At 69.6% G+C, this 21,019-nt stretch carries 6 protein-coding genes and 1 pseudogene; 3 read left to right on the top strand and 4 right to left on the bottom strand.

All coding sequences use genetic code 11. The features are described from left to right. Window positions 1–778 precede the first annotated feature (778 nt). Window positions 779–1,538 (top strand): annotated as a pseudogene (locus ACZ45E_RS20945) (transposase family protein). A gap of 901 nt (window positions 1,539–2,439) precedes the next feature. On the opposite strand, the gene ACZ45E_RS20940 reads toward ACZ45E_RS20945, so the two are convergent. Together ACZ45E_RS20940 and ACZ45E_RS20935 are read right to left on the bottom strand one after the other, a co-directional pair. Then, window positions 2,440–2,847 (bottom strand): hypothetical protein, encoded by a 408-nt coding sequence (locus tag ACZ45E_RS20940; protein ID WP_468222591.1) that lies wholly within the window; start codon window positions 2,845–2,847, stop codon window positions 2,440–2,442. 12 nt (window positions 2,848–2,859) lie between these two features. Continuing rightward, window positions 2,860–3,519 carry an RNA polymerase sigma factor gene (locus tag ACZ45E_RS20935; protein ID WP_468222589.1) on the bottom strand — a complete coding sequence of 220 codons (660 nt, stop codon included), beginning with the start codon at window positions 3,517–3,519 and terminating at the stop codon, window positions 2,860–2,862. A gap of 883 nt (window positions 3,520–4,402) precedes the next feature. On the opposite strand from ACZ45E_RS20935, the gene ACZ45E_RS20930 reads away from it, so the two are divergent. Beyond that, on the top strand, window positions 4,403–4,972 hold the full coding sequence (locus ACZ45E_RS20930; protein ID WP_468222588.1) for a DUF3291 domain-containing protein: 570 nt from the start codon (window positions 4,403–4,405) through the stop codon (window positions 4,970–4,972). A gap of 84 nt (window positions 4,973–5,056) precedes the next feature. Here the strand turns inward: ACZ45E_RS20930 and ACZ45E_RS20925 are convergent, their stop codons facing one another. After that, the gene (locus tag ACZ45E_RS20925; protein WP_468222586.1) at window positions 5,057–6,634 is read right to left on the bottom strand and encodes an MFS transporter; all 1,578 of its coding nucleotides are present in this window, start codon (window positions 6,632–6,634) and stop codon (window positions 5,057–5,059) included. 694 nt (window positions 6,635–7,328) lie between these two features. Between ACZ45E_RS20925 and ACZ45E_RS20920 the strand changes: the two genes are divergently transcribed. Continuing rightward, window positions 7,329–9,356 (top strand): HelD family protein, encoded by a 2,028-nt coding sequence (locus tag ACZ45E_RS20920; RefSeq protein WP_468222584.1) that lies wholly within the window; start codon window positions 7,329–7,331, stop codon window positions 9,354–9,356. Between the two features lie 153 nt (window positions 9,357–9,509). Here the strand turns inward: ACZ45E_RS20920 and ACZ45E_RS20915 are convergent, their stop codons facing one another. Next, on the bottom strand, window positions 9,510–21,017 hold the full coding sequence (locus ACZ45E_RS20915; protein ID WP_468222582.1) for a type I polyketide synthase: 11,508 nt from the start codon (window positions 21,015–21,017) through the stop codon (window positions 9,510–9,512). Window positions 21,018–21,019: the final 2 nt, after the last annotated feature.

Genomic DNA, 21,019 nt, shown 5'->3' with positions numbered 1-21,019 from the left:
GCGCGCGGTCTGCTCCGCAGACACGACGCGCCGCCACTACGTGGCGGAAAGACGGCCACGCTCCGCGTGCCCACCGGCCGGCTCCGCCGTCCAGTACGGCCGGCTCCGCCGTCCGTCACGGCCAACTCCGTTGTCCGCGGCTCGAATTGCTCCGCAATTCGAGCAACAGAAATTCGCTCCGCGAATTCCTGGGGCTGGCTGCGGGGCGGGGTTGCTAACGTGTCGGATCCCTCTGGGGAACACTTTTAGCTACCTGACTGTTCATCACATACCTTGTATATTTTGCTAGTTGGCCGGGGAGTACTCGCCACTCTCCCTCGAATGCAACCTTTGGCCATAGATCCGGCAATCCGTCCAAGCAAAAGCGTGCGTGCAAGATCTCTCCTCTGGAGTCTGCTTTAGCAGACGCGTTTCTGGGATGTCATCACCATGACAAACCCTGTCAGCAGACTGCAGAGACCTGAGAGAACTGGCCTTCTGCCCGATACCAAAGCCAGCAGCATCCGCAGGTGGTGTGTGTGCAGGTGAGGTGAGTCGGTGGCTGCGGGGCAGCGGCTGTTCGATCTGGAGGCCGGGGGTGAGCTGTCGTCTCATCAAGTGCGGCTGGTAGCGCAGGGGATGGACAAGTCAGAGCGGACTGTGCGGCGGTGGCCGACCGTGCCACTGAGCCCCTTCCAACCTGCTCAGCGTGGCGGGGAGTTGGGTGGGCCTGCGGAACGGCGAAGCTCGTGGTAAACGAGTTGTCGACCAAGCTCAACCGTCGTTCCAGGAGTTTCGCGTGCTGGTCTACCCGTCGGCCATCGACCTGTCCACCGCGCACCTGCACCATCTGAGCCGGGTGCTGGCCACGCGGCGCCGGGAGATCAGCAGTCGGTGGCGGCGGCGGCTGACTCCCCGGCGCCAGACCCTGCTCGCCTGGCCCATCTGCGGTGTGCGATACGTATGCGCAGCTCGCGGCCGGATTCGGCATCGGGATCGCCACCGTGTACCGCTACATACGCGAAGCGATCGATGCCCTGGCCGCGCTCGCCCCCACGCTCAACGATGCCATGGTGACGGCCCGTTCGAAGGCATACGTGATCCTCGACGGCACCGTGCTGCCGATCGACCGGGTCGCCGCCGATCGGCCCTACTACTTCGGCAAGAAGCGGCACCACGGCATGAACGTCCAGGTGCTGACCGATCCGTCCGGCCGACTGCTGTGAGCTTCGCCCGCACTGCCCGGCGCGACACATGACCCAGCGGCACGCGGCCACGGCATCATCGACGCCCTGACCGACGCCGGCCTCAAGTACTGGGCCGATAAGGCGTATCAGGGCGCGGCCCGCAACGTCCGCGTTCCGTTCAAAGGGGCGCCGCCTCAAGCGGTGGCAACGACGCCACAACACCACCCACGCCAAGATCCGCTGCGCCGCGAGCAGGCCATGGCCACGCTCAAGAACTGGCGCCTCCTGCCCAAGCTGCGCTGCAGCACCCATCGCATCACCGCGATCGTCGCGGCCGTGCTCGCTCTTCACCTCGCGGCCGCGTCAGGATGAAAACACCTCACCGCCACCTACGGCAGCGAGCCTCATCTGATCGAGCACGTACAGCGGATCGGGCACCCGCTCCACGCAGGTCTGCTCGCCGCCCAGCTGATCAGCCACAGCATCCAGAGCACACCGCGCGGGCGTAGCAGTACCTGAACGGACATCGATACGGAAACCGGCGCTTGTTTCAGCACCTCAACTTCCATCACCACAACCCACTCGCCGGCTTTACCCTGCTCCTGAGTGGGTGTCAAAAGTTTCGTGAGGCTATGTTATGGGCTCGCCTTGGAGGGCCTACTTTGATGTGACGAATCATCAGAAACCGTGTTGGGCTTGGCAGTCCGAATGGGATGCAGGCTTCGTAGACCTTGATGAAAGCAGTTAGAAGAACAAGTCAAGGGTGTGGGGCTTAATGCTTAAGAAGGCTGTGAGCAGTTGGCGTGATCCTGGGAGTTTTTGGGGTTCGGTGCTGATTGGTCTGCTGACCGGTTCGGTTCTCCTCGGGGTGGATTTTTCCTTGAGTGAGACCGTGTTCAAGGACCCGGCTACTTCGGTGGTGATCGTGGAACTGCACAGTGATGCACCGTGCCCTTCCCGTGAGTAGCTGTGGACTCTATGGAATAAGGGGCCTTGGCGTGCTTGGCCATGCTTCTTGGTACGCCAAGGCCCCCTACTGCATCCCTACGGTTCTACTGCTGGCTGCTGGTTAGGCTCCCCCGATCGCCTTACAAGCAGCTGCTTCCCCCCGTGGTTATGGATGAAGTTTGCACATTTTCATTCCTCCTTCGTTGGGTGGTGCCGCTTCGGTGTCTCCATCCCAGCCTGCTGTGTAGCCCTGCATCAGACTGACGCGAATTCGGCTTGGTGTGGCGGGGTTGCGATCCTGCCGTTCGCTTTTCCGCCTGGGTTTCTAGTCGTCGACGAGCATCATGATTGCTACAGCGTCGCCCTGTAGCGCTGCTCGCTGCCACCAGACCTGAGCTTGCCGCTCTCCTTCGAGCAGCTCGGTTAGCTCTGCGATCCTGCGCAGAGCGGTACTGTCAGCATTTCCTTTCCTGTCTTCGATCAGAAGCCGTGCCAGTTCTGCGCTGAACTGGTGCGGGTTTTCTTCTGTGCTCAGGTGAGCTGGCCGGGGATCTCCCCCTGGAGGGGGGAAGGCTGAGCCTTCCCCCCTCCAGTCGAGTTCTCCAGCGCATGCCTTGGAGGAAGCCCAGACGGCATGAAATGCCTCCTGCATGACTTCCTCCGCGGCCGCGTTGGATGTCCTCTTGAGGTAACCGGCGGCCAGACGTAGACGCACGATTGTGTCGGCGTCCATAGGTCTGCCTCCTTATGAGCGCTTTTCGAGAAGGGTGCGCAGGAGCTTCAGGGCCTTCAGGTGGTAGCGGCTCGCCGTCTTCGGGGCCAGGCCCGTCTGGCTCGCGAACGCGGCCACCGTCATCTCGTCGAGGTAGACGGCGCGGATCAGGTCCCCGAGCGGATCGGGCAGCTGGTCCACGGCCTGGAGCACCTCGCGCGCGTTCTCAGCGGCGATGAGCTCCGCATCGATCGTCTCGGCGTCGGCAGCCACGTCGTGGTCGTCGATGTCGCAGAACGTATACGAGTTCGACTTCCCGCGGAGGTGGTCGAAGTACAGGTTCGTGACGGTGCGGTATGCGGAAGCCCGGTTGTGCTGGAAGCTGCGCGACCGGTTGTGCGGCCACTGCTTCCACTGCTTCACGCCGGCCGACTGCACCAAGTCCTCCGCGAGCGCGTGGTGCTTGCACAAGCGGAAGGCGTGCCAGTACAGCCCCTTGCGGGTCGTCTCGGTGAAGGCGGCGAACTCCGTGCGCAGGGCGCAGGAGTTGTCGTTCGTCGGGAACGTTCCGCTGCGGGGGTTGACCGGGGCTCCAAGAGCTCCGGTCAGGCGGCGCGGTACGGCGCTCTCGGCTTCACAGGAGGAGAGTCCCGTGAGACAAAGAGTCGTACAAAGAGACGTCGTGGTATCCACGGCTTCCCCATTCCTCTGCCGGCCCCGGCAGGAGGGCCGGGTCCGAAGTGGGTGCGACTGCGCCCACATCCAGGTCTACGAAGCCGGTTCCGTCCTCGGACACCTTCGGGCAAGAATTCTTTTCTGCCCCCTCCCGTCGGCAGACTACTGCGGTGTGTCTGGTCATCGAGCGGGTGGACAGTGCCGTACGAGCACAGGAAGGGCGCGTTCCCGCTGGGGACCTGGGTCTCTGAGCCGCGGCGGGCATTCGGGCCGGGCAGATGACCGGCACGCGCGTACAGCGGCTGGAGAAAACGATATCGGAGCCGGTGCGCAGTTGGGTGCGGGGTGCCGTGGCCTGTTCTCGACTCTACAGACCTGACTGCCCGTCAGCTGGTTTCACTATCTTGCCGGTTCAATTACCCGGCGAGAACACTCGCCCTATCTCCCTTGTCGGCAGCCTTGTCGTCGTGGCTCCGTCCCACTGACGAAGACAATCCCGGCCTGTCTCCCGTACACCGAACTTGCGCCTCCATCACGATGAGCTTTAGGACAATCAGGGAATGGCGAACTCATCCGGTGCGCGGCGCTGTCGCCGCGGGATCCTACGGGGTTCATGATGGCACCGGAGGCGCGGCAATCCGGCGCAGGAAGCGTTGCCACATATTGCACACCATCAAGCTGGTGTATGTGGCCACTTGGGCGGGGAGAATGCAACTTCGACAGGGCGCGTAAAGGCGGCTATCTTCTCTTGGTCTTCGGTAATCGCCCGTGGTCGTACCGGAGTTCGTTGAGGTTGGGTCACCCGCTGTGGGTGGGCTGGTCACGCCTCACGAATTCTTGGCCTTGTGCGTAAGCCATCGAACTGAGTCCATATCAGGCACCCCCCACCAGGGAGAGACGCATGCCCCGTCTTGCGCTGTACACCTTCGGCGTCCTGAAGTCACCGCTCGCCGATCCTGGGCCTCTCACGCGCGATTTCCATGACAGCGGCGAGGTCATCTATCAGAGGATCAGTCAGCATCCCGGATACATCGCTCGTGCTGAAGCCGCGGATGGTGACCGGGGCACACCCTTCGACTCGGACTGGGGTGTGTGGGGAGAGTTTGTCGTACCTGCCTGGTACAGCAAGGGTCGTGCGGTGGATACCACCGCCCTGGCCGCGACTCTTTCCCTCTGGACCGGCCTGCGCCCTGCCTTCGACGCTGTCTACGCCGGTCTGCACCGTGCGGCGCTGAACAGGCGTTCCGACTGGTTCGAGAGGACAGGGCACCCGGGTTATGTGTTCTGGTGGGTGTCCGACGGCGTGGTACCCACCTGGCAGGACGGGGTTTCCAGGCTGGAGCACCTCCACGACCACGGCTCCGCTCCGCATGCCTTCACCTTCCGCCACTCGTTCACGCCGGAGGGAGTTCCGGCCGAGGGCAAAGCGAGCGGGTCGAAGGGCGAGCGGGTTTCGTTGACAGGGAGGTAGAGGCTCGGCCGTGCACGTCGTCCGTGGGCGGGCGGTGTTCGCGGTGTTGCGACTCTCCCTATGTCCTTGCTCACGGACAGCCCGTCACGCGGTGGATCGGGACTCGGGGACGCGGGCCTCTTCGATGTCCGGTTCCGGTGTCGGGCTCTTCTTCTTTCCGGCAGCGGGCAGGGCGATCAGTAGCACAGCCGCTCCGAGGAGTGCGATGCCCGCGATCCAGGCCGCGCCGACGTGCATGGCGTGGATGAACGCATCATCGGCAGCCTGCGCGAGGGTGGGCTGGTGGGTGGTGGTGGCGACGTGGCGGGCCTGTTCGGCGGAGACTCGGGCCTGCTCCTGCACCGTTCCGGGGGCGCCTTCCAGCGAGGGTTCGATCGTGCGTCGGTACACGATCGACATGATCGTGCCGCCTACCGCGATTCCGATCACACTGCCGGTCTGTCGCACGGTGTTGGTGACGGCTGATCCTGAACCGGCCTGTTCCAGCGGCAGGTCGCTGATCAGTGCGGCCGTGACGGGGCCGATGACCATGCCGATCGCGAGGCCCTGTACCAGCAGCAGGAGTTCGATCCAGACGAGCGAGGTGTCGAGTCCGAGGAATCCGTATCCGCCCATGGTCAGCGCGGCCACGGCAAGCGCCGGGACGGTGACAAGGCGTAGAGGCAGGCGGCGGACCAGGCGCGTGGCAAGGGGCGCTCCCACGAGCGCGCCGACCGCGGTGGGGACGTTGGCCAGGCCTGCCTTCATCGGTGAGAACCCGAGGGCGCCTTGCAGGTAGAAGGCGTTGTAGAAGGTGATGGCGGCCACGCCGAAGAGCAGTAGTCCGAGTGCCACATTGCCGCCACCGAACGCGCGTTGCGCGAAGAGTCGCGGGTCGAAGCTGGGCACCTTGACGCGTAGTTCGACGAGTACGAAGACGGCCAGCAGGGCCAGGCCGAGGACGATCGGTGCCCAGACGTCGGTACGACTCCACGCTGTCACTTGGCCTGCCCGGATGAGCCCGTAGGCCAGCGCCACGAGTCCACTGATCGACAGCAGCATTCCGGCGGGGTCCAGTGGTCGCCGGGTGGGGCTGCGGAAGTTCGGTACGAGCAGGGCGAGTCCGCCCAGCGCCAGTACGGCGACCGGGACGTTGATCAGGAAGACCGAGCCCCACCAGAAGTGGTCGAGCAGGAACCCGGCCAGCACCGGGCCGGCGGCCATTCCGACACCGGCCGATGTCGAGAAGATGCCGATCGCGGCAGCCCGTGCGGGGCCGGTGAAGGTCCACATGAGGATGGCCATCATGGCGGGTGTGATCAGCGCGCTGCCCACCCCCATCGCTGCTCGGGCTGCGATCAGCTGGCCGGCGTCGCTTGCGTACGCGGCCCACAGCGAGGATCCGGCGAAGATCACCAATCCGCCGGAGAACACGGTGCGGTGGCCGAACCGGTCGCCCAGGGCGCCTGCGGTGAACATCAAGGTGGCGAAGGCCAGGGTGTACGAACCGGTCGCCCATTGCAGTTCACCGGGGTTGGCCCCCAGTCCACGGGCCGGGTCGGCGAGGGTCTCCAGCGTGGTACTCAGGACGGTGTTGTCCAGCCAGATCAGCAGCGAGCATGCCATAAGTACGGCAAGAATCAGCTGTTGCCTGGACTTCGGCAATGTGAGAGGCGCGGTCATGAACACCTTCAGTTATCGATCGAGGGGGAACTTGAAGGAGTGGAATCTAAGCAAACTCCACAACGCTGTCAAGCGTGTACTTTCTTGTCAAGGCTGTTGCGGACGAAGGAGCTTTATGCCTCTGCCGGATTTGCGGACTGCATAATTTTGTGCCCTCCAGCGGATTTGCGAGTGGCAGGATTCCGTGTGCGGGCGGTTGTGACTGGGAGAATTGCATGTGGGGGTCGGTCCGTGGCCCAGGGTAGGTCGATGGCGCCACGGCGACGGCGTGGGAGGACGCGGTGTGTAGAGAGGCTCGACCGGCGCGCGAGTCGCCCTTGAGCAGGGCTTTAGCGATGTGCGGATCGGTGCGGGTCCGTGGGGCGGTCGAACTGTCGGCGTTGAGGATGGCGCGCTGTGTGGGCCGGCGGGAGCCTGGGCTGATCCGGAGTTCGCAGACCCAGGTCGCGGGCTCAAGGGAATGCGAGCCATATGAATACCGAGATGGCAAATTTGACGTCGTGCTTATCCTGAACGGTCCCTGACTATACGGTCGGCGTTCACGGATTCAGTCGTAGGACATGGCTCCACCAAGTAAGTCAAGACTTACCTTTGGGGAACTTTGACCGTATGGTATGGCTCGAGTCGAAGGAGCCCTCTGTTGTCGAAATTGAATGATCCCTCTGTGCGTGCGGTTGCAGCGGAGCGGGATTATGTGTCCTCCTTGTACGAGTTGCTCGCCGAGCGGCTTTCCGAGGCGCGAGTGCACCGAGCGAGTGTGCTGAAGGCCCCGGCGGAAAGCGCCGGTGAGGCACACGAGAGAGAGATCGCCGCCGAGCGTCTGGCCAAGGAGATCGGCCGGCTGGAGGGCGCCGAGAAGGGGCTGGTCTTCGGGCGCATCGACTGGACGGACGGCACGGCCCTGCGTATCGGGCGGATCGGGCTGCACACGGAGGAGGATGATCTGCCTCTGCTCGTGGACTGGCGCGCGAACGCGGCGCGGCCCTTCTACGAGGCGACACCGGTCCACCCGATGGACCTGCGGCGGCGCCGGCATCTGCGTCTCGATGAGCGCACGGTCATCTCGGTGAGCGACGAGCTCCTGGACGGGACCGCCCCGACCGACGACGACGTCGTGGGGGACGGCCCGTTGACGGAGGCGCTGTCGGCACGGCGTACGGGCAGGATGCACGCGGCCGTCGCGACGCTCCAGGCCGAGCAGGACGAGGTCGTCCGCTCCGCCCACCGCGGGGTGACCGTGGTGCAGGGCGGGCCGGGCACCGGCAAGACGGTGGTCGCCCTGCACCGGGCGGCCTATGTCCTGTACGCGTTCCCGCGCGCCGCGGAGGAGGGAGTCCTGGTGGTGGGCCCGAACGCGCGGTTCCTCGACTACATCTCCCAGGTCCTTCCCTCGCTGGGGGAGAACGACGTCGTTCTGGCGACCTGCCGGGAGCTGGCCGGAGTGTCCACGGAGACGGTGGAGCCGTTCGACACGGCGCGGCTCAAGGGCGGTTCCGACCTCGCCGATGCCCTGGCCGGACTGCTGCGCGGTCACCAGGCCCCCGCCGGTGACTTCACCGTGCGGGTGGGGCAGGAGCTGGTTCACCTGTCCGCGGAGGAAGTGGCCGCGGCACGCGACTCCGCCGTGGCGGCCGCGCCGGGGCACAACCCCGCGCGCCAGGTGTTCAAGGAGCTGTTGGTCGACGCCGTCACCGACACGATGCAGCGGGACATGGGCGACCTGCTGGAGCAGATCGACGCCGATGCCACTCTGATGACGGGCCTGGACCTCGACCGGTTCACGGGGGCCGCCCAGCGCCGTGTCGAGGGTGCGGCCGACTCGGGTCCGGTGCACGAGCTGGACCTGGACGCCATCCGGGCCGATCTCCTCGACGACGCCGGCTTCGACGGGGCGGTCGAGGTGTTGTGGCCGCGGCTGGTACCCGGTGACCTCGTGAAGGCGCTCCTCACGGATGCCAGCGCCCTCGATGAGCACCTGCCCCGCCTGACCGCGCAGGAGCGGTCCCTGCTGTTGCGCGGTCCGGACGACCCGTGGACCGATGCCGATGTGCCGTTGCTGGACGAGGCGGCAGGTCTGGTCGACGGTCCTCCGCGGCGGACGTACGGGCACGTCGTCGTCGACGAGGCGCAGGAGCTGACCGCCATGCAGTGGCGGATGATCGTCCGTCGTTGCCCGGCGAAGGCGATGACGCTGGTGGGTGACTTCGCCCAGGCGGGTCCTGTCGCGACTGCGAGCGACTGGAAGGAAGCGCTGAGCCCCCATGTCGGACCGCGGTTCAAACTGCACAACCTGACCGTCAGTTACCGCACCACGCAGGAGATCCTGGAGAGCGTCCGGGATCTGCTCACGCGGATCGCTCCGGACCAGAAGCCCACGCGGTCGCTGCGAAGCGGTGAGAGCCCGCGCACCGTGACCACGCCTCCGGGTGGGTCGGTCACCGCCGTCGTTCAGGAGCTCCGCGCCCAGAGCACCGCGCATCCGGGCGAGCTTCTGGGGGTGATCTGCGCGGACACCAGGGTGAGCGAGCTGACGGCCGAGGGCATCGCCCACCACGCACGCATCGTGCCGGCGTCCGAAGCACGCGGCCTGGAATTCGACGGGGTCGTCGTCATGAACCCGGAGGAGATCATCACGGCCCGTCCCGGTGGGGAGAGGGACTTGTACGTAGCCCTGACCCGGGCCACCAAGCGCCTCTGCACCGTCACCGTCCAGGCCGCCTGACAGTTCGGCGCCCGCGTCGTCGACGCGGGCGCCTTCGGTTACTTCCTGGCCGTCGGCCCGGGGTCGCGCTCCGAGTAGGGGCGCACCGGGTGGACGGCCAGGGCTGTCATATGTCCTCTCTCCTCGAATTTCCCGAGTCCGACGGTTCGGATATCAATGGCCGCCGCTGAGTGAGTCGAGCCAGTGCTGGAGGTGCGCGGCGGTCTTGGCCGCCTGTTCCTCGATGATCGAGAAGTGGTCTGCCTCGATGTGCTCGGTGGGTCCACGGTGTTGCCACGCGGGGACGGGGTCGACGTCCCCGAAGCTGCTCAGTGTCTCGGTGGCCCGCAGGTTCAGCGTCGGCGTGGTGATCGGGTCGGTCTCGCGCTCGGGATAGATCCGCACGTAGCCGCCCATGGCGACCAGGCCGTGGTCGTCGACGGGGGTGAGCGCGTTGTCCCGGGACAGGATCTGCCCGAGCGCGTCGGTGAGCACGAGGCGGTTGAGTTCGAGGTCCTCCGGGGCGTAGGTGTCGATCATGGCGACGCCCGTGAGCTGGACGCCGTCGTCTTCGAGGCGCCGGGCGACTGCGTGGGCGAGCGCACCGCCGGCCGAGTAGCCGATGAGTGCCACCGGGCTTCGCTCGGCTTCGGATGCGACGGTCGCGGCGAGGGCTTCGATCGCCGCCGTCCAGGTCGCCGGCAGGTCGTCGCCTGTGCGCACGCCGGGCAGCCGCAACGCGCTGACCTGCCGTTCGCCGGCCAGTTCGCGGGCGAGGCGGGCGAACTGGTGCGGGCCCGATCCCGCCAGGAACGAGGGGATGCAGATGAGTGCCGGTGCTGTGGCGCCGCGCGCCAGGAGTTGCGCGTCCGGTCGCTGTGCGGCGGCCTTGTCGGCGGGGTAGGTGGTCATCAGGGCCGAGCTCGCGGTCAGCAGGGGCATCGCTCCTGCCAGTTCACCGCGGCGATGCGCCGCGGACACCAGGTCGGTGATCGTGCCGCGCACGCCGGGCGCGGTCTGTTCGACCACGCCGGTGTCGGCTTCGTCGAGTCGCGTGCGCACCAGTTTCGCCACATCGGCGGCGGTCGTGTGGTCGAAGATCAGCGTCGACGGCAGCGTCAGCTCGGTCAGCTGTGCGAGCCGGTTCCGGAATTCGACGGCGCCGAGGGAGTCGAATCCGAGCTCGGTGAACGGCGCGTGCGGGTCGATCGCGTCGCCGGAGAGGTGGCCGAGGACCGCAGAGGCGACGTTGCGTACCTCGCGCAGGATCAGGGCGTCGCGGTCGGCTTCGGGCAGTGCGGCCAGCTGTCGTGCCAGGCTGACATCGGCCGTCGCGGCGGTGGGGGGTACCCGGATCATGCCGCGCAGTACCGCGGGCAGTGTGCCGCCGCGGGCCAGGGCGGTGAGCGCCGCGGTGTCCAGCAGTGCTGTCATCGGTGTCGCCCGCGCTGTCGCGAGTGCGTTGTCGAGCAGCGCCATCCCGGACTCCGGGTCTATGGGGATCAGGCCCAGCCTGGCCCGGATCTGGCGGGCGTACTGCTCGGCGCCGTCCTCGCTGAGTACCCCCGCCATGCCGACGGTCCACAGTCCCCAGGCCAGTGAGTGCGCGGGCAGGCCCGCGCTGTGCCGTACGCGTGCCAGGGCGTCCAGCACGCTGTTCGCGGCGGCGTAGTTGCCCTGTCCTTGTCCGCCGAGCAGCGGTGCCGCGGACGAGAACAGCACGAACGCCGACAGGTCCAGGTCGCGGGTCAGCTCGTGCAGGTGCAGTGCCGCATCGACCTTGGGTGCCAGCACCCGTGTCGTCTGCGCGGTGGTGAGGGTGTCGAGTGTGCCGTCGTCCAGGACGCCCGCCGTATGGATGACGGCGGTCAGCGGGGCGTCGGTGTCGATGTCGGCCAGCAGGGCTTGGACCGCGGTGTGTTCGGTGACGTCGCACGCCACGACCCGGACGTGGGCGCCGAGTTCGGTCAGCTCGGTGATCAGTTCGGCGGCGCCGTCCGCGGTGGCGCCGCGCCGCGATGCCAGCAGTAGCCGTCGTGCGCCGTGCGCGGTGACCAGATGCCGGGCGACGATCGCGCCGATGCCGCCGGTGCCGCCGGTGATGAGCACCGTGCCGTGGTCGAACGAGAGGGGCACGCCCGGTTCGGTGGCGGGCAGCGGCCGCAGTCGTGGTGCCAGGAGCCGGCCTTCGCGAACGGCGATGTGCGGTTCGTCCTGGGCCGCGGCGTCGGCGAGCGCGGTGATCGGCAGGGCGTCGCCGTCGTGGTCGATGAGCAGGAACCGGGCCGGGTGCTCGGCCTGTGCGCTGCGCACCAGGCCCGCCACGGCGGCTCCGACCAGGTCGGGTTCCTCACCGGGCAGCCCGGCGGCCGTGTGTGTCACGATCGCGAGCCGGCCGGGGTGTTCAGCGCCTGTCCAGTCCTGCAACAGTGCGAGGGTGGTCAGCACGCCGGTGTGGATGTCCGCCGCGCCGGTTCCGCGGGGTGCATGCCATACCACCGTGTCGGGAACGTCTCGCAGCACTGCGAGTTCCGCGAGGTCGGCGCAGTGGGCCGGGGGCTCGGGGGCCTCGACGGTCGCCGGGTCACCGAGTACGACGACGCGCCCGGCGTCCGCCTTGGTGGCGGCGGGCACGGTGATCCATTCGACATCGAACAGCGGGGCGGCGCCGCGCAGTTGGGCCAGTGCCTGCTGCTCGATCGGGCGTGCCCGCACCGACTCCATGCTCAGGACGAGGGCACCGGTCTCGTCGACCGCCTCCACGCGCCAGGTGTTCGGTGCGGTGCGGGCGACGCGGGCACGCAAGGCGCCCGCGCCGGACTGTGCCAGCTGGACGCCCTCGAAGGTGAAGGGCAGCGGCACCCGGCCGTCGGGCGCGCTCTCGGCGAGTTGGCCGACAGCGGCGTGGAACACCGCGTCCAGCAGTGCCGGGTGCACTCCGAAGGTGGTGGCGCGCGCCGCGGTGTCGGTGTCGAGCGCCACTTCGGCGAAGACTTCCTCGTCACGGGACCACGCGGCGCGAACACCCTGGAACGCCGGGCCGTAGCCGAAGCCGAGGTCGCCGAGCGTGCGGTACACCTCCTGTCCGTCGACCGGCTCGCCCGCGACCGGGGGCCACGTCCGGGCCCAGGCGGGCGCCGGGGTCGGTGCGGCGGGTGTGAGCAGGCCACGGGCGTGCAGTACCCAGGCGTCGGCGGTGCGGGCGTGGATGGTCACGCTCCGGTGCCCGTCGGCGTCGGGTTCGCCCACGGCGAGCTGCATGTCCGCGGCGCCGTCGGTGGTGAGGGGCAGCGGCGCTTCGAGCACCAGTTCCGCCAGGCGCGGCACGCCGAGCCGGGCACCAGCGGCGAGGGCCAGTTCCACGAATCCGGTGCCGGGCATCGAGACCGCGCCGAAGACGGCGTGGTCGGTGAGCCATGGGTGGGTGCGCGGGGAGAGCCTGCCGGTGAACAGCCATTCGTCCTTGCCGGCGAGTTGCACCTGGGCGTGGAGCAGCGGATGGCCGGTGGAGTCGGCACCGGCGAGCGGCGTGGCGGCCTCGGCGGGTTGCAGCCAGAATCGTTCGTGCTGGAAGGGGTAGGCAGGCAGCGTGATCCGTGCCTGCGGCCGGGCTCCGAAGTAGGCGGCCCACCGCACCGGCCGGCCCGCGCAGTGTGCGGTCGCCAGCGCGGTGACCAGTTGCTCGGGTTCGGTGGCGGTGCGCCGCGATCCCGCGACGACCGTTGCGCACGCTGCGGGGTCTGTCGCCACAGTGGCGCGAGTCATGGTCGTCAGCACCGCGTCCGGGCCGAGTTCGACGAAGAGGCGCACGTCCGCATCGAGCAGTGAGCGCACCGCCGGGGCGAAGCGCACGGCCTCGCGCACCTGCCGTACCCAGTACTCGGGTGTACCCACCGCGTCGTCGGCGAAGGCGCCGGACACCGTGGAGCACAGGGGGATGCGTGGCTCGTGGTAGGTCAGGCCCGCGGCGATCTCCGCGAACTCGGTCAGCATCGGATCCATCAGGGCGGAGTGGAACGCGTGGCTCACCCGCAGGTTGCTGGTCTTGACGCCCTCGGTCGTCAGTGTCGCCTTGAGCGCCGATACCGCTTCGGTGGTGCCGGCGAAGACCACCGCGTCGGGTGCGTTCACCGCGGCCAGCGAGATGGTGGCGGTGGCCGGATCGGCCTGGGCGGCCGCCAGCAGTTCCGCGGCTCGTTCCTCCGGCACCGCGGCGGCCAGCATGCTCCCGCCGGTCGGCAGCGCCCCCATCAACCGGCCCCGGGCCGCGACGAGTCGGCACGCGTCCGGCAACGACCACACTCCGGCCACATGTGCCGCGGCCAGTTCGCCGATGGAATGCCCGGCCACCGCGTCCGGGGTCACGCCCAGCGACTCGACGAGGCGGTACATCGCCACCTCGAACGCGAACAGCGCGGGCTGGGTGTACTCGGTGCGGTCCAGCAGCGTCTCGGCGCTCGCGCCGTCGGCAGGGGTCGGCGCGTCCAATTCACTGGTTCCCTGGCCGATGGTGGTGGGCTGGGCGCCGAACATCACGTCCCGCAGCGAGCGCCCCAGGTGTGTGTCGAATTCCGCGCACACCTCGTCGAGCGCGGCCGCGAACACCGGGAACTCCCGGTACAGTTCGGCGCCCATCCCGGTCCGCTGCGCGCCCTGGCCGGTGAACAGGAACGCTGTCCGGCCTGTCTGACCGGTGCCGTCGGCGATGCCCGGCCCTGGCTCGTCGGCCGCCAGGCGCGCCAGGGAAGCCAGCAGCGTCTCCCGGTCCTGGCCGACGACGGCGGCGCGCTGTTCGAGCCGCGCGCGGTGCAGTGCCAGCGTCGCCGCGACGTCGGTCAGGTCGAGCTCCGGGTGTTCGTTCAGCGTGTCGTGCAGTCGGCGTGCCTGGGTCCGCAGCGCGGCGGGTGTCCGCGCGGACAGCAGCAGCGGCACGGCCGCGGGGTGCGGTGGGTCGGCGGGCCGCGGCGGGGCCGCGGGCGCCTCTTCGAGGATCACGTGCGCGTTGGTCCCGCTGATGCCGAACGAGGACACTCCCGCGCGGCGCGGACGCTCCCCGGCCGGCCACGGCTCGGCCTCGGTCAGGATCCGTACCGCGCCCGCCGGCCACTCCACGTGGTGCGACGGTGCGTCGACATGCAGGGTGGCCGGCAGCACCTCGTGGCGCAGCGCCTGGACCATCTTGATCACGCCGCCGACACCTGCGGCGGCCTGGGTGTGCCCGATGTTCGACTTCAGCGACCCGATGCGCAGCGGTTCGGCGCGTTCCTGTCCGTAGGCGTTGATCAGCGCCTGCGCCTCGATCGGGTCACCGAGCGTGGTGCCGGTGCCGTGTGCCTCCACCGCGTCCACCTCGGCGGCGCTCACGCCCGCGTTGACGAGTGCCTGCCCGATCACCCGCTCCTGGGACGGGCCGTTCGGTGCGGTCAGGCCGTTGCTCGCACCGTCCTGGTTGATCGCGCTGCCGCGGATCACGGCCAGCACCGGCCGTCCGTTGCGCTGCGCGTCGGACAACCGCTCGAGGGCGAGTACGCCGACGCCCTCGGACCACGAGACACCGTCCGCGGCGTCGGAGAACGCCTTGCAGCGCCCGTCCGGTGACAGCGCCCGCTGCCGGGAGAACTCCATGAACAGCAGCGGGGTCGACATGACCGTCACCCCGCTGGCCAGGACCAGCGACGTCTCCCCGGCGCGCAGGGCCTGCACTGCCAGGTGCAGGGCCACCAGCGACGACGAGCAGGCCGTGTCCACCGTCACCGCGGGGCCTTCCAGGCCGAGGGCGTAGGACACCCGGCCGGAGACGACGCTGCCGGCGGATCCGGTCGCCAGGTAGCCGTCCGCGGCGCCGTCGGCGGCCTCGCGCGCGGTGTAGCCGTAGTCCTGGTACATGACGCCCGCGTACACCCCGGTGTCGCTGCCGCGCAGGGCGGTCGGGTCGATGCCGGCGTCTTCGAGCGCTTCCCAGGACGCCTCGAGCATCAGCCGCTGCTGCGGGTCCATCGCCGCTGCCTCGCGGGGTCCGATTCCGAAGAAGGCGGGATCGAAGTCGCCTGCGGCGTGCAGGAATCCGCCTTCCCGGGTGTAGATCTTGCCGGGTTTGCCGGGGTCGGCGTCGTAGAGGTGGTCGACGTCCCAGCCGCGGTCGCCCGGGATCGGGGTGATCGCGTCGACGCGTCCGGCGATCAGTTCCCAGAGCTGGTCGGGGTTCTCGACGCCGCCGGGGTACCGGCAGCTCATGCCGACGATCGCGATGGGCTCGTCGGCCCTGTTCCTGGCCCTGGTCCTGGTCGTGGCGGGGCGTGGTCGCGCCGGGGCCGAGGCGTCGACCCGGGTCCGCAGGAAGCCCGCGACAGCGGCGGCGGTGGGGTAGTCGAACACCAGCGTGGACGGAAGCTGGACACCCGTGGCGGCGGTCACCCGGTTGCGGAACTCGACTCCGCCGAGCGAGTCGAAGCCCAGCTCGGCGAAGGGTGTCTCGGGGTCGATGGCGTCGGCCGACTCGTGGCCGAGGACCGCGGCGGCGATCGCACGGACCTCGTCGCGGATCAGCGCCTCCCACTGGTCGGCGGGGGTGTCGAGCAGCCGCCGGCGCAACGGGCTGTCGGAGATCTGGCCGCGCGAGGGGGTGTGGATCAGGCCGCGCAGCAGTGCGGGCAGCGTGCCGAGCCGGCCCAGTGCGGTGAGGGCGGGGGTGTCGAGCAGCGCGGTCATCAGCATCGGTTCGCCGGTGGTGAGCGCGTCGTCGAGCATCTGCATGCCGGTGTCCGGCTCGATCGGGGACAGGCCGAGACGCGTGCGGATCTGACGTGCCAGGTGTTCGCCGCCCGGGTCGTTCAGTGCCTCGGCCATGCCGCGCTTCCACAGCCCCCAGGCCAGCGAATGCGCGGGCAGGCCGGTGCTGCGGCGCGCCTGGGCGAGTGCGTCCATCGCCGCGTTCGCGGCCGCGTAGTTGCCCTGGCCCTGCCCGCCGAGCAGCGGCCCGGCGGAGGAGAACAGCACGAACGCCGACAGGTTCATGTCGCGGGTGAGGTCGTGCAGGTGCCAGGCGGCGTCGACCTTCGGGGCGAATACCCGGTCCACCTGCTCGGCGGTGAGGGTCTCGATGGTGCCGTCGTCGACCACGCCCGCGGTGTGCACAACGGCGGTGACCGGTTCGTCCGCCGGTACGGATTCCAGCAGCGCCGCGACCTCGGCGCGGTCGCTGACATCGCAGGCGGCGACGCGTACATGGGCGCCCAGCGCGGTCAGTTCGGTGACGAGTTCCGCGACGCCCGGCGCGGCGTGGCCGCGGCGTGAGGCGAGCAGCAGTCTGCGCACCGCGTGCCGGGTGACCAGGTGGCGGGCGGTGACGGCGCCCAGGCCGCCTGCGCCACCGGTGATCAGGACCGTGCCGTCGCCGAAGGGTTCGCCGGTCGGTTCGGCGGTGGTCGTACGCGTCAGTCGGGGTGCCACCGTGGCGCCGTCGCGGATCGCGAGCTGTGGTTCGTCCGTGGCGGCCGCGGCGGCGATCCGCTGGTGCAGGTCCGCGAGGTCGTTGTCGTCGAGGTCGTTGTCGTCGAGGTCGATCTGCACGATGCGGCCGGGGTGTTCTGATTGCGCGCTGCGTACCAGGCCGCGGACGGCCGCCGCGGCGGGGTCCGGCGTCTCACCGGGCAGACCTGCCCCGTTGCGGGTCAGCACGATCAGCGTCGAGTCGGCGCAGCCCGGTTCGGCGAGCCAGTCGCGCAGCACCGCGAGGGTGTGGTGCACGGCGGCGCGGATGGTCGCGGGGGTGTCGGCGCCGTCCGCAGGCGTCGTGGCGGGCGACCAGACGGCGGCCGCGCCGGTGTGGTCCCCGGCGGTCGCGAACGCCGTGACGTCCTCGAACGTCTCGGCGCAACCCGCGAAGGGCCGGCCCAGTGCGACGAGTTGCCGCTCGGGCACCGCGGGCGTCGTCACCGGCGTCCAGTCGAGGGCGTAGAGCGGGCTGCGGGCACCGGCGAGAGCGCGTGTGTCCGCGGGGCGGGCGAGCACGGCGTCGATGGACAGCACCGCGGCGCCGGTGGCGTCGCAGGCGTCGATGCGTACCTTCTGGGGGCCCGAAAGGATGATGCGGGCGCGGACCGCGGTGGCGCCGCGGCGGAACACCCGTACGCCGCCGAAGGAGAACGGGAGCGGCAGCTTGCCGTCGGGCAGGTCGCCGGCGAGTTCGTCGATGGCGGCGTGGAAGACGGCGTCCAGCAGTGCCGGATGGACGCCGAAGCCCGCCGTCCGGCCCGCTGTCGTCTCGTCCAGGGCCACCTCGGCGAAGATCTCGTCATCGCTGGTCCAGGCGGCGCGCACGCCTTGGAAGTTCGGGCCGTAGCCGAATCCCAGGTCGGCGAGCCGGTCGTACAGACGCGTGCCGTCGATCGGTGTGCCGTCGGCCGGCGGCCAGTCGGGGCCGGTCCACTCCGGTGTCACGTCGTCGGCGGGGGCGAGGGTGCCGGTGGCGTGCAGCGTCCACTCCGGGTCGCCCGGGGCGGACGGTGCGGTGGCGGTGGCGGTGGCGGCGCGTGAGTGGATCGACAGGTGCCGGCGGCCGGTGTGGTCGGGCTCGTCCACCGAGACCTGTACGTCGACGGCGGCGGCGCCGTCGAACAGCAGCGGTGTCGACAGGACGAGTTCGTCGACGACGGGCAGTTCCAGGCGGTGGCCCACGGCCAGCGCGATGTCGACGAACCCGGTGCCGGGCAGGAGCACCGTCCCGAAGGCCGTGTGGTCGGCGATCCACGGCTGGTCGGTGGTGGAGAGCCTGCCGCTGAACAGCCATTCGTCGCGACCGGCGAGCGGTGCGGCGACGCGCAGCAGCGGATGGTCGAGCGCGGTGAGACCGGCGCGGCTCATGTCACCGAGCGCGCCGTCGTCGGACTGCACCCAGTAACGGCGTTGCTGGAACGCGTAGACGGGCAGGTCGAGGTGGGTGGCCGGGCTGCCTGGTGACAGCGGCGCCCAGTCGACGGTATCGCCGGAGCAGTGGGCGGCGGCGAGCAGTCGCAGGAACTGGCCGACCTCGTCGACGGCGCGCCGTGACGCCGCGGCGACCAGGGAGCGGGACGCGACCTCGTCGGTCAGGGTCTGGCGGGTCAGCGCGGCCAGCACCGCGTCCGGCCCGACCTCGACGAAGCGGCGCACGCCGCTGTCGGCGAGTGACTGCACCGCCGGGGCGAACCGCACGGCTTCGCGCACCTGGCGCACCCAGTACTGCGGCGTCAGCAGTTCGGGACCGGCCGGGGCACCGGTGACCGTGGAGCACACACTGATGCGTGGCGTTTGATAGGTCACCGATCTGGCGACCTGCTCGTACTCGGCGAGCATCGGCTCCATCAACGCCGAGTGGAAGGCGTGAGCGACCGTCAGCCGGGTCGTCTTCACCCCTTCGGCCACCAGCTGCTCCTCTAGGGCGGCGATCTCCGTCGTCCCGCCCGAGAAGACCATCGCGGCGGGCGCGTTCACGGCCGCCAGCGAGACCGTCCCCGCGGCGAGCAGTTCCACCGCCCGTTCCTGTGACACCGCGGCGGCGAGCATCGCTCCGTCGGTGGGCAGCGCGCCCATCAGCCGGCCGCGGGCGGCGACGAGCCGGCACGCGTCGGCCAGCGACCACACCTCGGCCACATGGGCCGCGGCCAGCTCACCGATCGAATGGCCGACCACCACGTCCGGGGTCACGCCGAACGACTCCAGGAGGCGGTACAGCGCCACCTCGAACGCGAACAGCGCCGGCTGGGTGAACTCCGTCCGGTCGAGCGGGGCCGGGCGCGCGGTGTCCCCGTCGCTGTCCCCGGCACCGGCGCTCTCGCCGAACATGACCGCGCGCAGCGATACCCCCAGCAGGGCGTCGAACTCCGCGCACACCTCGTCGAGGGCGGCGGCGAAGACCGGGAACGCGGCGGCCAGCCCCGCGCCCATGCCGACACGTTGCGCGCCCTGGCCGGTGAACAGGAAGGCCGTGTCGCCGGGGGTGGCGGCACCTGACACCACCTGCGGGGAGGCCGAGCCCGCGGCGAGGGCCGTGAGACCGGCGAGCAGACCGGCCCGGTCGGCGCCGAGCACCGCGCCGCGCCGGCCCAGCTGCGCACGCGTGGTGGTCAGGGCGGCGGCGACATCGGCGTCGTCCACGTCGGGGTGGTCGGTGATCCAGGCCAGCAGTCGGCCCGCCTGTGCGCGGAGCGCGGTCTCCGACTTGGCCGAGAGCAACCACGGTGCCCGCGGCGTCGGCCGGCCCGGCTCCGGCTGTCGTGCCGCGGTGTTCGGTTCTGTCGCGGGCTCGACGGCATGGTGGCGCGGCGCCTCTTCGAGGATCACGTGCGCGTTGGTCCCGCTGACCCCGAAGGACGACACACCCGTCCGACGCGGACGGTCGAGCTCCGGCCACTGCTGGGCGCGCGTCAGCAGTTTCACCGTGCCCGCCGACCAGTCGACCTCGGATGTCGGCTCGTCCACGTGCAGCGTCGAGGGCATGACCCCCTCACGCATCGCCATGACCATCTTGATCACGCCCGCGACGCCCGCCGCGGCCTGCGTGTGGCCGATGTTCGACTTGAGGGAGCCCAGCCACAGCGGGTTGTCGTCCCCGCGGGCCTGGCCGTAGGCGGAGACCAGCGCCCGCGCCTCGATCGGATCGCCCAGCCGCGTCCCCGTACCGTGCGCCTCCACGGCGTCCACCTCGGACGCCGACAGCCGCGCGTTGGCCAGCGCGGCCCGGATGACCCGCTCCTGCGCGGGCCCGTTCGGCGCGGTCAGCTGGCTGCTCGCCCCGTCCTGGTTCACCGCGGAACCACGGAGCACCGCCAGCACCCGGTGCCCATTACGCTCCGCGTCCGACAGCCGCTCCACCACCAGCACGCCCACGCCCTCGGCCCAGCCCGTACCGTCCGCCGACGACGAGAACGCCTTGCACCGCCCGTCGGGGGAGAGCCCGCGCTGCCGGGAGAACTCCACGAACGTGCCCGGTGTCGCCATCACCGTCACACCACCGGCGAGCGCCATCGAGCACTCGCCCTGACGCAGTGACTGCGCGGCGAGATGCAGCGCGACCAGCGAGGAGGAGCAGGCGGTGTCGACCGTCACCGCCGGCCCCTCCAACCCGAACGTGTAGGCCAGCCGGCCCGACGCGACGCTGCCCGCGCTTCCGGTCAGCAGGTAGCCCTCGAAACCCTCGGGCGCCTGGGGGATCCGGGAGCCGTAGTCGTCGTACATGACGCCGACGTACACCCCGGTGCGGGTGCTCCGCAGCTCGGTCGGGTCGATGCCCGCGTGCTCGAACGCCTCCCACCCCGTCTCGAGCAGCAGCCGCTGCTGGGGGTCCATCGCCGCCGCCTCGCGAGGGCTGATGCCGAAGAACTCCGCGTCGAACCGGTCCGCCTCGTACAGGAAGCCGCCCTCGCGGGTGTACGAGGTCCCGAGGTGGTCGGGGTCCGGGTGGTACAGGTTCTCCAGGTCCCAGCCGCGGCCCTCAGGGAAGGGGCCGACCGCGTCACGTTCGTCGCTCAACAGCTCCCACAGGTCTTCCGGGGAGGCGATACCGCCCGGCAGCCGGCAGGCCATGCCCACGATCGCGACCGGCTCGTGCGCGCGCTCCTCCAGGTCCTGCACACGCTGACGGCTCTCCCGCAGGTCGACGGTTGCCCGCTTGAGGTAGTCGCGAAGTTTCTGCTCGTTGTCCATCT

Source organism: Streptomyces sp. NPDC030991, from assembly GCF_055571235.1.
Note: the sequence above shows the minus strand (reverse complement) of the source record. Positions and strands in the feature narration are given on the sequence as shown.

Bases quoted from the DNA above. Each gene is read 5' to 3' on its own strand.
- ACZ45E_RS20940 (WP_468222591.1), bottom strand. From the start codon at position 2,847: ATGGACGCCGACACAATCGTGCGTCTACGTCTGGCCGCCGGTTACCTC.
- ACZ45E_RS20930 (WP_468222588.1), top strand. From the start codon at position 4,403: ATGCCCCGTCTTGCGCTGTACACCTTCGGCGTCCTGAAGTCACCGCTC.
- ACZ45E_RS20925 (WP_468222586.1), bottom strand. From the start codon at position 6,634: ATGACCGCGCCTCTCACATTGCCGAAGTCCAGGCAACAGCTGATTCTT.
- ACZ45E_RS20915 (WP_468222582.1), bottom strand. From the start codon at position 21,017: ATGGACAACGAGCAGAAACTTCGCGACTACCTCAAGCGGGCAACCGTC.